Origin of the sequence: Nocardia sp. 2TAF39 (genome assembly GCF_052114905.1) — a bacterium.
Lineage (GTDB): Bacteria > Actinomycetota > Actinomycetes > Mycobacteriales > Mycobacteriaceae > Nocardia.
In genome coordinates this window covers 117,386-129,898 of the sequence record NZ_JBFRFQ010000006.1, presented here as the reverse complement: position 1 = coordinate 129,898, position 12,513 = coordinate 117,386, and the positions used below count along the sequence as shown (strand labels likewise).

Sequence of the window (12,513 nt, the reverse complement as noted above, 5' to 3'; positions counted from 1 at the left end):
CATGTCCACAGCAGTTGTCACCCGAGGCAGGTCGGGGCTTTCGCCGGCGCGACGCCGCCTCGGCACGCGATTCGCCTCGGCTCACACCTCCTTCGGGCTCGCCGTCATCGTCGTCTGGGGCCTTGGCCCGGTCTACTGGATGGTGGTCGCCGCCTTCCGGCACTCCGACTACACCTTCGACACCACCCCGTGGCCCACCCACGTCACCGTGGAGAACTTTGCGAGCGTGTTCTCCACCGACACCGGTAACCACTTCGCCCGGGCGCTGATCAACAGCACCATCATCGGCGCGGTCACCACCACGATCGGTCTCGTGTTCGGGATCTTCACCGCCTACGCGCTTGCCCGGCTGAACTTCCGCGGCAAGAACCTTGTCCTCGGCATTGTGCTTGCGGCCTCGATGTTCCCCGGCGTCGCGCTCTTGACACCACTGTTCCAGCTGTTCACCACGATCGGGTGGTTCGGCACGTACCAGGCGCTGGTTGTCCCGAACATCTCCTTCGTGCTGCCTCTCACCATCTACACGCTCACGGCGTTCTTCAAGGAACTGCCGTGGGAGCTCGAGGATTCGGCCCGGATCGACGGAGCCACTCGGGCACAGGCCTTCCGGATGGTGTTGCTGCCCTTGGCCGCGCCGGGCCTGTTCACGACGGCGATCCTGGCGTTCATCGCGTCCTGGAACGAGTACCTGATCTCCAGTCAGCTGTCGAACGACGTGACCCAACCGGCCACCGTGGCGATCGCCCAGTTCGCGGGTAGCAAACCACATGAGGATCCGTTCACGTCCGTGATGGCCGCGGGCACCGTCGTCACCATCCCGCTCGTGATCATCGTGATCCTGCTCCAGCGCCGCATCGTGTCCGGCCTCACGGCCGGCGGGGTGAAGGGCTGATGAATCACCTGCGTCCGCTGACACGACGTCGAAGGGAAGCGGCCAACCGGTTCGCCGAGAGACCGCAGAGTTTCCGCGGGTTGGAAAGTCATGCCGTGGCCCGCGACATCTACGCCGTCGCGCGGCGCACCGGCGCTGACCGACCGGGTCAGCCGGGCGTTCGGTCGGTGGAATCTGGGCGCACCGGTTTGCTGGCCGCATGCGCAGGGAGTGCGGCCGCGAGTCGGGCGATATCGGCAGGACCGACGCGACAGCATCCGCCGACGATGCGCGCTCCCCGCGAGACCCATTGGGTAGCAAGCGCTGCGGAGAATTGCGCGGAGCCGATCCACGCGCGCTGGTCGGCGTCCCATCCTTCGCCGCTGTTCGGGTAGACGATCACCGGTATGCCGGTGTCCGCCGCGAGTTCGATCGCGGCGCCGACATCGGCGGGCGCGCAGCAATTCACGCCGACCGCGGCGACCGCAGCGGACTCCGAGGCGACGGCGAAGGCGTCGGCGAGCGGTTGCCCGGCACGGGTGCGCGAGCCCGTGATGGTGTAGCTGAGCCACGCGGGCACGCCGGCTTCGGCGACCAGATCCACCAACGCCTCGGCTTCGTCGACGTCGGGAATGGTCTCCAACGCCAGCAGATCGGCGCCCGCATCCGCGAGGATCTCCAGCCTCGGACGATGCCATGCTCGCAGTGCGGCGACGCTGAGTCCGTAGCGCCCACGGTATTCCGAGCCGTCCGCACGTGCGGCACCGTACGGGCCGACCGAGGCCGCCACCCACCGGCGCTGCCCGTCATCGCAGGCGTCCCGCGCCGCGCGGGCCAATGCCACGCTGCGGCGCAGCAGCCGAACCGCCTCCGCCCGGGTCGAGCCGCGCGCGGCGAACCCCTCGAACGACGCCTGATAGCTCGCGGTGGTCGCGATATCCGCGCCGGCGCGGAAGTACGCCGCGTGTACGGCCTCGATCGCGTCGGGCGCGTCCCTCAGCAGCCGGGCCGACCACAGCGCGTCGGACAGGTCGTGGCCGCGCGCCTCCAACTCGGTGGCCAATCCGCCGTCCGAGATCAGTACCCCCGCTGCGGGGTCGAACACCACAACACCACTGTAGGACGCGGGTTACTCGTCGTCGGTGGGTTGGGCCGTCGGGGGAACGCCGGTGTCGAGGAAGCAGATCAGCCGTTCGATGCGGGCCGTGTGATCGACGCAGCGCTCCAGGTGGTGACCGAGCAATGCGATGTCGATCGCCGCGTCGGTCGGTGGCTGAGAGGCCGGGTCGGCCAGCGCCGAATGCAGTTGCCGGTGCGGCGTTTCCATCGATCGAGTGCCCGGTTCGTCCTCGGATACCGGGTGGTGGCCCGCGACCGCCTGACCGGCCAGCGCGGTGCGCTCGGCCGCGAGCTGTCCCATCGCGGCGAGGATGTCCAGAATGGGCTGCTGTGCCACGTGTCCGGGGTGACTCTTGTACACCTGGTCGGCGACGCGGCTGGCCAGCCGGCCGATCTCGGACAGCTCACCGGCGATCTGGATGGCGGTCACCACATGTCGTAGGTCGCGGGCAACCGGCGCCTGTAGCGCGAGCAGTACCACAGTCCGCGCCTCGCAGGCCCCGTACATCTTCTGTAGCTGCTCGTCGAGCGCGAAGACCTCGTAGGTCGCGGTGAGGTCGGCGTCGACGAGCGCATCGGTGCCACGTTCGACGGCGTCGTGAGCGAGCCTGCACATCAGCGTCAAATCATTGGTCAACGCGATGAGCTCGGCAGTGAACTGGGTCCGCACCGCCAAATTCTCGCCTATCGACGGGCACCGGGTCGATCCATCGCGATGTTCCTGCCGAACCGCCGCCGCTTCGACACCTCCCGCTGTCGTGCCGCGTATCACAGCAAAACCTTGGTGCTTCCGGCTTTTCATTCGATTGCTCATCGCATGCCCGCTCGGCCTCAGTGCGGTACCGACATCCGTTCGGCACTGTGCGTTGGTTGGTCGCGTGTTTGCCGGGCACGGCCCGAGTGCGCGGATGGCCATGACCGCTGCGACGAAGCCGGTTCCGCGCTCGAAACACGCGAACGGCGAACACCGCCGACGGATTTGTCCGGTGTTACTGTCGCGGCATGCCGAACATGCGCGATATTCAGCATCGGGTGGTAACGGCGTTCCAGCGCCGGGTCGGCAACCCGATCCTTCGCAGGCTGCCTGGGCAGCCGCTCCTGGAAACCACCGGCCGGGTCAGTGGGCAGCCGCGCGTCACCCCAATCGGCGGACGCAAGATCGGACGGGAGTTCTGGCTCGTCTCCGAGTTCGGGGAGCGCTCGCAGTACGTTCGGAACATCAAGGCGGACAACCGGATTCGGCTTCGCCTGCACGGACGCTGGCACACCGGCACCGCGCACCTGCTGCCCGGCGACGACCCGCGCGCCCGTCTCGCCGCCCTGCCCCGTGCCAACAGCGCGGCCGTCCGGCTCGTCGGCACCGACCTGCTCACCGTGCGGATCGATCTGGACGACTGAACGGACAGTCGGGAGCAGCGATCGATCACCTGACCGATCGGTGCGGGCCACAGTCGCGACGCTGGCCACGCTCAGCCTCTGGCTCTGTTCTCGGCTTTGCGTCGTCGACAGTGCGATCACCGTGCCGAAAGTGCTCCAGTTAATTCTGGGCACTTTCTCGAATGCGCACTGAGCTGGGAAGATGTTTCTTTGGAAAGTCGATCTGCCAAATGGCAACCTTCGATAGCCTGCTGGATAGGCGTGCTGTTCGTGACAGTAGTTCCTACCCGGCAGCGAAGGCGGACCGATGGCCACATCCGGCAGCGGTCGCGGCCCCGACGACGATCGTGGCGGCGACAGTTCACGCATCCTCCCCAATGCGGCGTTGATCGCCGCCGTTCTCGCCCTCGTGGTCGGGATCCTCGTCCTGCTGCAGCCCACCGGCGACTCGGCCGACGACAAGCCGCCGCACTCGGCAGCCGCCACGGCGACGCGGACGCGCGCCTGGCCTTACGCCAAGTCCCTTCAGACGCCGACGCCGCCCGAACTCGTGCCCCTGCGCCCCGCGCGTGAGGTCGGCGGCGATTGTTCGGCGGGCGGTATCTCCGCGTACTGGGACATGCGCGACGGACAGTGGACGTGCGTGCCGCGAAACGCGCATCAGATCGGTGACGACTGCTCACACAGCGGTGTCGTCGCGCACTGGGACCTGACGCCGGACCGACAGTGGGTCTGTGTTCAGCAGCAGCAGCTCGGCCTCGAGCCGCCGCCTACGACGCCCGGTGGCTTCTAGGGGCGGAAAACTCACGGGTGCGTCATCTCGGCGCTGCCGTCGAATGGTGCGAAGCTTCTCGGCGTCGGCCGACACCTCCGCGCAGGGATACGGCCGACGTGCGCGGTGGTCGATACCGTGACACACATGCACTACGCCCAGCGTCGACTACGCATGCACGAATGGGACGCCATCCGTGGTTTCGCATTGTGCGGGATCTTGGTGGTCGACATCTGGCAGATCACCGATATGGCCGCTACGACAGGACCGGGCGAGATGGTTCCGGTCCGGCACGTGCTGTCGGTGTTGTTCGAAGGACGGTTCTTTCCGATTTTCTCATTCCTGTTCGGCTCGAGCTTCGCACTGCTCCTGGACAACGCGGCCCAGCGGACCGACCGACCGCGACGTGTCCTGGTCCGCCGCCTGCTCGCACTCGGGGTCATCGGTCTGGTCCACCACCAGTTCCAACCGGGTGAGGCGCTGCTGCCGTACGCGATCGTCGGGTTGGTGATCTTGCTGCCCGCGTCCGCGCTGCCGAACTGGGTGGTGCTGAGCGTGGGCACGGCGGTTACCCTCGCCGTGGCGCTGACGCTCGGCGGCGGGCTGGCCATGGTGCCAGGGCTGTTCCTGCTCGGCCTGGCCACCGTCCGCTACGGGATCGCCGACACCCTGGACGAACGCGGCTGGCAGATCGGCGCGGTCTTCGCCCTCGCGTTGCCCGCCGCCGTCCTGGCGGACCGGTGGGAGTACCGCACGCCCTACCTCGAGCTGTGGTCGACCCCCGCCGCGCCGGTCGCGGGCCTGCTCGGCGCGCTCGCCTACCTCACCGGCCTGTTGCTGTTGATGCGCATCCAGCCAGGGCAGGTGCTGTCGGAAGTGCTCGAGCCGCTCGGCCGCATGGCATTGACCAACTATGTCTGTGCCACGGCGGTGATCCTGCTCGCGGATCCGTGGCTGGGACTGTCCGGTTCCGACAACTACGCGGCGCTGCTGGGCTTGGCGGTCGCGATCATCGTGGCGCAAGCGATCCTCAGCGCTGTGTGGTTGCGGTTCTTCCGTTATGGACCGCTCGAATGGGTGTGGCGCTGCATCACCTGGTGGGAGTGGGTGCCTGCCCGGCCTTCCCGGGTCCCGAGCCGCCGTTACTGAGATCACGAGGGAGGCAAGGTTCACCCGTCGACTCCAGTGCGGCTGATACCGCGGAAGCAAGCGGTGCGGACGATGTGGTCCTGCCGCACCTTCGAGGTATCGATCCAGGCAGTGATCCGCATCGCTCACTCGAGCTCCTCGTTCTCGATACGGCGCAGGATATCCAGCATTGCCAGCACCGACTCCTGGCGGACCGTACCCTGTCGCAACCCGTCGCGAAGCACCACCTCCAGTACCTCGTGTTCGGCATTTCCCTTGAGCGCGTTGATCAACGCCCGCTCGTTCCCGCGCGCCGCAGCCAGCCGCGGGTCGGTAAACGGATCGAGACTGTCCAAACCGAAGTAGCCGCGCAGGACCTCCAGCGTCTCGTAGGACGGGTTCATCGCCTGCCCGGTGCGCAGTTTCCAGAGGTAGTTCGCCGATAGGCTCGCCCCGGTGCTGCGGCGGATGTCGTCGGCGAGGGCGCGGTGAGTGATCTCCAGCGGGTGCCCGTCTTTGCTTGCGGGCGGGTGCATTCCATTGATCAGTGCGTTCAGCGCGCGCGTGAACTGGTGTAAATCCTCCCCCATGATCAACCTGTCTCCTGTAGTTGACGGGGTGTGGTGCACAGAGTACGGGCAGTGCTCCGCCAGCCCATTTCGGTGCGGTCAGCCCAAGGGAGCGACCACGAGAGGCCAGGCCCCACGGTAGCGGCAGCGTCGGATGGGGCGATCATTGTTCGCTCGCCCCATCTCATCCGAGCTGCACCGGCAGCGTCAGCGGTCCACGATGCCGAAACCCCGAACGCCAGGCGATCTCTCGTTCGTCCACCGCGAGCACCGTATCCGGCCACCGGGTGCCGACGTGATCCAGAGCGGCCGCGGTCAACGTGCGCACCAGCGCGTTGCCCAGACAGGCATGCACGCCGTAGCCGAGCGCGAGCTGAGTGCCGCGGTCCCTGGTGAGATCCAATTCCGCAGGCTGGTCGAAGATTTCGGGGTCGTGATTGGCGGAGGCGAGGCACAGCAGCACGGTCTGTCCCGGCCGAATTCTCGTTTCGCCGATGGTCAGCTCGGTGGTCGCGAAGCGCGGCCCGGCCAGCACCTGCGGGGACAGATAGCGCAGCAGCTCGTCGACAGCGGCCTGCCTGTCCGGCAGCACGCGCAGGAGTTCCCGCTGATCCGGGCGGCCGAGCAGCGTCAGCACGGCGCCCGCGACCAGGTCGACCAGCACCTCGTACCAGACGAACAGCAGGTAGAACAGCAGCCCGGCCAGTTCGTCGGCGCTGGGCGACCCGGTGTCGGCGTGCGCGGTGACCAGCCGCCCCAGCACCGTGTCCGTGCGGTGCGTCCGCGCGTGTTCGGTGGTGTCGGTGATGATCGCGAGCATGGTGGCCAGGGTGTCGCGGGCGCGCGGGGGCGACGCCGACGGCAGCAGCGTCGATTTCGCCCAGCCGAGCAAGCGTTCGCAAGTCGGTTTGTCGAGGCCGAGCAGTTCGCCGAGCACGGCCGCGGGCAGCGGCACGGCCAGTCGCTCGACGAGATCGACCCGCTGGCCCGCATCCAGGCCCCGCAGGCAGGAATCCACCAGCTCGGGCGCCGATCGCGTCCACTCGGCCAGCCGTCGCGGCGACAGCTCGCCGGTTACCAGACTGCGCAACCGGGCGTGGTCGGCCGGGTCGGTATTGAGCAGGTTTTCGTCCAGCGGTGGTGGAACGGTGAATCCCCGATAGTCGTCGTTCGCGTGCCGGACATGGGTGGACAGCCGGTCGTCGAGCAGTCCCGCTCGCACGTCGCGGTACCTGGTCACCAACCAGGCCGGGGGTCCGTCCGGTGTGCGGATACGGTGTACGCCGCCTGCGGCGCGCAGCCGCTCCAGCGTGGGCCACGGGTTTCGCGCGAACTCGGAGTCGAACAGGTCCATCACCGGGTCATCATCGCGCATGTGGCGGTGGACGTACGTCGGTGATGCGGACTGTTCATCCGTGTGTGGTGCTGATTTCCGCACTCGCTGCCTCGATGGCGGCAGCACCCGACGGCGCTTCGGTCAGGAGGCGGCGACGCCGGCCCGGCGGATCGCGTCGAGGACCTCGCCGTAGGCGAGCGTGGAATTCACCATGGCACGCTCCGAGGGCACATCGATGTCGACCGAGTCGATGCCGTTGACGCCGCGCAGGTTCGCTTCGATCGCCGAGGCGGACTCGCGGGTAACGTTCGGCAGAGTAATGGTGTACGTCATGCTTTCCGCATAGACCGATTCGCTCGGCTCAAACTTTTCGATGTGCCGGGTTTGACTCTTCTGCCGCCGGGAATAGCCGCGTTGTAATGCAAACTCGACGTAACAGGGATTGTCATGATCATCATCATCGGGCTCGTCGTCTTGATCGCTGCAGTGATCATCGGGGTTGCCGCTGTGGTCGGCAACATCGGTGAAGCCCAGCAATTGACGAGCGACTTCGCGGCGTTCGATTACCACTTCCACGGTTCCACGGGAGCGCTGTTCGGCTACGGAATCATGCTCGGTGCGATCGGGATGCTCGGGCTCGCACTCGTGCTGACCGGTGCGTGGCGGGTTACACGGCGTGGCGCGGCCGCCCGCCGCGAACTCCGGCAGTCCCGTCGTGAAATGGCGGCGGTCCGGCGCGATCTCGCGGCAGGCACACCTGACGTGCGCCAGCAGACCGAACCGAAGGCGACCCGCGAGCCGGCCTGGCGCCGGCTGTTCGGCAAGCCGGCGACAGGTCCTGCCGGTGATACTCCGCGTACCGGAGGCACCCGCGGTGTGCAGGTGTCGACGTCGAAATAGATATCGAGAAAAGGAAATGCGACCATGATTATTCTCGGCCTTATCCTTCTCGTCGTCGGATGGCTGCTCGGAATTTCGTTGCTCGTCACCGCCGGCATCATCGTCTTGGTCATCGGCCTCGTGCTGATGCTGGCCGGTGCGGTGGGCCGCCCGGTCGGTGGCCGCCGTTGGTACTACTAGGAATTCGTCATGATGAAGTTCGATGATCGGATCTCGCACCGGATGCAGGCCACCCGGGGCAGTGTCAGGAAATTCCTCGGCAAAGCGACCGGGGACCCCCGTCTGGAAGCCGAAGGACGTCGTGAGCGGACTCGTGGAAACGTCAAACGGGCTGCGGACAAGTTGCGGGACGCATTCAAGCGCTGATCCCGGACCGGCGGCCGTAATTTCACGTCGAAACGACTTCTGCACCAGCGTTACTCACACTCCGGCAATCTCGGCCAGCTGTCCGATGCCGTATGTCACCGCCATGGCCAGCCCACCACCGAGCACGACCCGCACTACCGCCCTGCCGCGGGCACTTCCACCGAGGCGGGCGCTGACCGAACCGGTGAGGGCGAGCGCGCCCAGCACGGCGGCGAAGGTCACCGGAATGCGGGCGGTGACCGGCGGCAGCAGGATCGCCAGCAGCGGCAGCAGCGCGCCGAGCGTGAATGCCACTGCCGAGGAGAAGGCCGCCTGCCAGGGATTGGTCAGCGCCTTCGGATTCAGGCCGAGTTCGGCCTCGGCGTGCGCGGTGAACGCGTCGTGCGCCGTGAGTTCCTCCGCGACTTTGCGCGCGGTTGCCGCGGACAGTCCCTTGGCCTCGTAGATCCCTGCGAGTTCGGCCAGCTCGTAGTCCGGCTCGTCGGTGAGTTCCCTGCGCTCCTTGGCCAGCAGCGCTCGCTCCGAATCGCGCTGGGTGCTGACCGAGACGTATTCGCCGACTGCCATCGAGATCGCTCCAGCCGACAGGCCCGCTATGCCTGCGGTGAAGAGGGCGCCCGTGCTGGTGGTCGCCGCGGCGACGCCGACGACGAGGCCCGCGGTGGACACGATGCCGTCGTTCGCGCCGAGCACGCCCGCGCGCAGCCAGTTCAGTGTGGACGTGGCTCCCTCGCTGTGCGGCTCGTACGGATGGTCCCCCGATACGCCGGTCGTTCCGTCCATGAGGCGCAGACTATGCCACCGCGAGCGGAAGTGCCGGTGTGCAGGGCGATCGAACCATGCTGTGCGCGTGACCGCCGACCTTGTCCAGCAGGCGCGGCGGCGCGGCTATTCGGGCGGATGGTGGCGGATCGGCAGGGGATACGGCAGGAACCTCCGGTGGACGGTCTGCAGAATCAGCAGGAACAGCACCGACAACACCGCGGTGGTGAAATCGCCGAGCAGGAGGGCTAGGAGCGCGAACGCGCCGAACATCGGTACCTCCAGTACTGCGCACCACCGCAGTATCCGGAGTCGTCGGGCATTGGCGGCCAGCCGCTCGATGCCGTCGTCGATGATGTCCAGCGCGGTGTCGTGGCGAACCAGTCCGTCGCCGAACTGAACGAACATGTGCACCGCTTGGTCGCGGGTCAGTTCGCCCAGCCAGGTACGGTCGATCAGCCGCTTGCCCTCCTCGGCGACCTCCTTGATGACCGCGTCCATGCGGCCCCCTTCCAGTCGATCCAGAGGATTCTATGCGGCCGATCCGTGCCTTCCCAGCAATGATTCAGGCGTCTCCGCGGCCGCCGAGCAAGCCGTGCCGCCGAACCAGCGCGCGCTGCTCGATGAGAACATGACTAAGTCGGTCCGTGCGCGCCGTCACGTCGCAGTACGGTCGGCGTTGTACCCCACCATCTTCGGGCGCACCGGGTGAACGTCGCCTGCTCGGATAATCCGATCAGCGAGGCGACCTGACTCATCGGCATATCCGTTGTGGTCAGATACCGCCGCGCCGCGTCACGGCGGACGTCGTCGAGGATCGCGGCGAACGAGGTGTTCTCGGCGGCGAGGCGCCGCTGCAGGGTGCGTGGATGAATGGTCAGAAGGCCCGCGACAGCGCTTATTTCGGGTGGTGCGGTACCGAGGAGCTGTTGCACGGCGGCGCGCACCTTCGGTTCGATCGCGGCGTCCGCGCCGCCGGATTGTTCGGCGAGGAACGCCATGGCCAGCCGGTGCAGGTTCTCGTCGCCGCCGGTCAGCGGTCGGGTCGGCAGGGTGCTCGGCACCCGCAGCGCCGCCGACGGACGGTCGACACGCACGGGCGCACCGAAGAACTCCTCGTAGGTCGAGATCGGCGCGCTCGGCCGATAGGGGAGTTCGACCGAGCGCAGCCCATAGCGGTCGTCCACCAAGCGTTGCATGGTGCGATGCACGAACGCGAGCCCGAGATCCGTGCCCTGGATGGGTGTCGGCATTCCCGGCTGCACGCCGTAGCGCAACGCGATGACGCCGCGGTCGCCGTACGGGTCGGGCTCCAGCGTCAGGCTCAGGGAACGCGTGTGCAGGAACAGGTACCGCGACGAGCATTCGAGCACGTCGGCCAGCGAGGGCGAGTTCCGGATCGCGAGTGCCAGCGGGCCGAGCATGTCCAGGTCTTGGCGCTTGGAGATCCGCAGCCCGAGATCGGGGCAGTTCAGCTGGTGTGCGGCAAGCTCGAGCGCCGCGGCCATCGCCTGATCGGGAACCAGCAGGTCGTCGGTGTCGAGCGCGGCGATCGGCAATCCGCATGCCGTGGCCAGCGCCTCGGCGTCGCCACCCAGCTCGGCGACCGTGGCGCGATAGCCGCGCAACCCCGCCGACCGAATCACCGACATGTCGTTCAGAATCAAATAGTTGTCGTGCAAAGTCAAGATAGCCGACCCGTCGGATCGCACACTGGAACTATGACCGAGTCCGTCGTAGCTCCGGAACATCTCGATGTCGTGATCGTCGGGGCGGGCCTGTCCGGCATCGGTGCGGCCTACCGGCTGCAGACCGAGTGCCGCGGCAAGACCTACGCCATCCTGGAGGCGCGTGACACCCTTGGCGGCACCTGGGACTTGTTCCGGTATCCGGGTATCCGCTCGGACTCGGACATGTTCACGCTCGGCTACCCGTTCAAACCATGGCGCGACGCCAAAGCCATCGCCGACGGCTCGTCGATCCTGCGCTATATCGAGGAGACCGCGACGGAATACGGCATCGACCGGCATATCCGCTACCGCACCAAAGTGGTCTCCGCCGACTGGTCCAGCGCGACCGCCCGCTGGACGCTGACGCTCGAGCACCGCGACGAGGCGGGCGGCATCGAGTTGCGCACACTCACCTGCGGCTTCCTCTACGCCTGCGCCGGGTACTACAACTACGACCAGCCGTACACGCCCGAGTTCCCCGGTATCTCCTCGTTCACCGGCCAGGTGGTGCACCCGCAGTTCTGGCCGGAGCACCTCGACTACACCGGCAAGCGCGTCGTCGTGATCGGCAGCGGCGCCACCGCGGTCACCCTGGTCCCTGCGATGGCCGAGCAGGCCGAACTGGTCACGATGCTGCAGCGCTCGCCGACCTGGATCAGCCCCGTCCCCGGCCGGGACAAGCAGGCCGACAAGATCCGCGAACTGCTCCCGCCGCGGCTGGCCCATCGGGTGATCCGCACCAAGAACATCCTGTTCGATATCGGCTTCTACCAGTACTGCCGCCGCCGCCCGGAGTCCGCGCGCAGACTGCTGACCGGTCTCACCACTCGAATCCTGAAGGACGGCAAGGCCGTAGCCGAGCACTTCACGCCCACCTACAACCCATGGGATCAGCGATTGTGCGCTGTGCCCGACGCCGACTTCTTCAAGGCGATGAAGAAGGGCAAGGCCGACGTGGTCACCGACCACATCGATAGCTTCGTGCCGGAAGGTATTCGGTTGCGGTCGGGGCGGGTGCTGGAAGCGGACGTCGTGATCACCGCCACCGGGTTGCAATTGCTCGCCTTCGGCGGCATCGTCCCGAGTGTCGACGGCAGGCGGGTGGACCTGGCCGAGCAGTTCGTCTGGCAGGGCACGATGATCACCGGGGTCCCCAATTTCGCAGTCTGCATCGGCTACACGAACGCTTCCTGGACCCTGCGCGCCGACCTCACCTCCCGGCTGATCTGCAAGATCCTCAATCACATGGACCGCAAGGGCTACGCCGCCGTAGTGCCCGAACCTCGGGGCGAACTCGATGAGCGCCCGCTGCTCGATCTCGCCTCCGGCTACATCCAGCGGTCGATCGGCGACTTCCCGCGCCAGGGCGACCGCCACCCGTGGAAGGTCCGGCAGAATTACCTGCTCGATTCGGCCACCACCCTGCGTACGGATTTGACCAAGACGCTCACTCCGACGCCGAAATCTGCTGTCCGGGAACCGGCACCGGTTCTCTAGCGCTGGCCGAACACCCTTCCTGGTGGACTTGGCTTCGGGTCACGTCGCCGTGACCCGAACGTCCGACCGAACCTGTCATTCGACAT

The 12,513-nt window shown here is 67.0% G+C and carries 16 protein-coding genes; 8 read left to right on the top strand and 8 right to left on the bottom strand.

Annotation, left to right across the window (positions count from 1 at the left end):
- The first annotated feature begins 1 nt into the window (after position 1).
- Positions 2 to 892, top strand: a complete 891-nt coding sequence (locus AB4Z47_RS05950; RefSeq protein WP_441948479.1) for a carbohydrate ABC transporter permease — start codon at positions 2 to 4, stop codon at positions 890 to 892.
- Between the two features lie 148 nt (positions 893 to 1,040).
- Here AB4Z47_RS05950 and mmuM read toward each other — a convergent pair whose 3' ends face one another.
- Together mmuM and AB4Z47_RS05940 are read right to left on the bottom strand one after the other, a co-directional pair.
- Positions 1,041 to 1,976, bottom strand: coding sequence for a homocysteine S-methyltransferase (gene mmuM, locus AB4Z47_RS05945; protein ID WP_441948551.1), 936 nt, complete (start codon positions 1,974 to 1,976; stop codon positions 1,041 to 1,043).
- 24 nt (positions 1,977 to 2,000) lie between these two features.
- Complete coding sequence (locus AB4Z47_RS05940; RefSeq protein WP_441948477.1) at positions 2,001 to 2,660, bottom strand: phosphate signaling complex PhoU family protein; 660 nt, start codon at positions 2,658 to 2,660, stop codon at positions 2,001 to 2,003.
- Between the two features lie 332 nt (positions 2,661 to 2,992).
- On the opposite strand from AB4Z47_RS05940, the gene AB4Z47_RS05935 reads away from it, so the two are divergent.
- The 3 genes from AB4Z47_RS05935 to AB4Z47_RS05925 all read left to right on the top strand — a co-directional run bounded on the left by AB4Z47_RS05935 (position 2,993) and on the right by AB4Z47_RS05925 (position 5,288).
- Positions 2,993 to 3,388 (top strand): nitroreductase/quinone reductase family protein, encoded by a 396-nt coding sequence (locus AB4Z47_RS05935; protein WP_441948476.1) that lies wholly within the window; start codon positions 2,993 to 2,995, stop codon positions 3,386 to 3,388.
- Between the two features lie 286 nt (positions 3,389 to 3,674).
- On the top strand, positions 3,675 to 4,160 hold the full coding sequence (locus AB4Z47_RS05930; RefSeq protein WP_441948474.1) for a hypothetical protein: 486 nt from the start codon (positions 3,675 to 3,677) through the stop codon (positions 4,158 to 4,160).
- A gap of 126 nt (positions 4,161 to 4,286) precedes the next feature.
- A complete protein-coding gene (locus AB4Z47_RS05925) occupies positions 4,287 to 5,288 on the top strand; it encodes a DUF418 domain-containing protein (RefSeq protein WP_441948472.1) in 1,002 nt (333 codons plus the stop codon).
- 125 nt (positions 5,289 to 5,413) lie between these two features.
- On the opposite strand, the gene AB4Z47_RS05920 is transcribed toward AB4Z47_RS05925, so the two are convergent.
- The 3 genes from AB4Z47_RS05920 to AB4Z47_RS05910 all read right to left on the bottom strand — a co-directional run bounded on the left by AB4Z47_RS05920 (position 5,414) and on the right by AB4Z47_RS05910 (position 7,748).
- Positions 5,414 to 5,857 (bottom strand): hypothetical protein, encoded by a 444-nt coding sequence (locus tag AB4Z47_RS05920; protein ID WP_441948470.1) that lies wholly within the window; start codon positions 5,855 to 5,857, stop codon positions 5,414 to 5,416.
- Positions 5,858 to 6,020: 163 nt separating this feature from the next.
- Entirely contained in the window at positions 6,021 to 7,190 is a 1,170-nt protein-coding gene (locus AB4Z47_RS05915; protein ID WP_441948549.1) for a cytochrome P450, read from the bottom strand.
- Between the two features lie 123 nt (positions 7,191 to 7,313).
- Positions 7,314 to 7,748, bottom strand: a complete 435-nt coding sequence (locus AB4Z47_RS05910) for a hypothetical protein (protein ID WP_441948469.1) — start codon at positions 7,746 to 7,748, stop codon at positions 7,314 to 7,316.
- A 33-nt stretch (positions 7,749 to 7,781) separates the two neighbouring features.
- Between AB4Z47_RS05910 and AB4Z47_RS05905 the strand changes: the two genes are divergently transcribed.
- Genes AB4Z47_RS05905 through AB4Z47_RS05895 form a run of 3 tightly spaced genes read left to right on the top strand, consistent with a single transcriptional unit; the run spans position 7,782 to position 8,438 of the window.
- On the top strand, positions 7,782 to 8,072 hold the full coding sequence (locus AB4Z47_RS05905) for a hypothetical protein (protein WP_441948467.1): 291 nt from the start codon (positions 7,782 to 7,784) through the stop codon (positions 8,070 to 8,072).
- A 24-nt stretch (positions 8,073 to 8,096) separates the two neighbouring features.
- Positions 8,097 to 8,252 carry a DUF6131 family protein gene (locus AB4Z47_RS05900; protein ID WP_441948466.1) on the top strand — a complete coding sequence of 52 codons (156 nt, stop codon included), beginning with the start codon at positions 8,097 to 8,099 and terminating at the stop codon, positions 8,250 to 8,252.
- Positions 8,253 to 8,261: 9 nt separating this feature from the next.
- Positions 8,262 to 8,438: a CsbD family protein gene (locus tag AB4Z47_RS05895; RefSeq protein ID WP_441948465.1), complete on the top strand. Its 177-nt coding sequence runs from the start codon at positions 8,262 to 8,264 to the stop codon at positions 8,436 to 8,438.
- A gap of 54 nt (positions 8,439 to 8,492) precedes the next feature.
- Here AB4Z47_RS05895 and AB4Z47_RS05890 read toward each other — a convergent pair whose 3' ends face one another.
- The 3 genes from AB4Z47_RS05890 to AB4Z47_RS05880 form a co-directional block, all read right to left on the bottom strand.
- Positions 8,493 to 9,221, bottom strand: coding sequence for a VIT1/CCC1 transporter family protein (locus AB4Z47_RS05890; RefSeq protein WP_441948464.1), 729 nt, complete (start codon positions 9,219 to 9,221; stop codon positions 8,493 to 8,495).
- Between the two features lie 105 nt (positions 9,222 to 9,326).
- Positions 9,327 to 9,701, bottom strand: a complete 375-nt coding sequence (locus tag AB4Z47_RS05885; RefSeq protein ID WP_441948462.1) for a hypothetical protein — start codon at positions 9,699 to 9,701, stop codon at positions 9,327 to 9,329.
- Between the two features lie 134 nt (positions 9,702 to 9,835).
- Entirely contained in the window at positions 9,836 to 10,912 is a 1,077-nt protein-coding gene (locus AB4Z47_RS05880; protein WP_441948461.1) for an AraC family transcriptional regulator, read from the bottom strand.
- Between the two features lie 9 nt (positions 10,913 to 10,921).
- On the opposite strand from AB4Z47_RS05880, the gene AB4Z47_RS05875 reads away from it, so the two are divergent.
- Positions 10,922 to 12,427 carry a flavin-containing monooxygenase gene (locus tag AB4Z47_RS05875; protein WP_441948459.1) on the top strand — a complete coding sequence of 502 codons (1,506 nt, stop codon included), beginning with the start codon at positions 10,922 to 10,924 and terminating at the stop codon, positions 12,425 to 12,427.
- Positions 12,428 to 12,513: the final 86 nt, after the last annotated feature.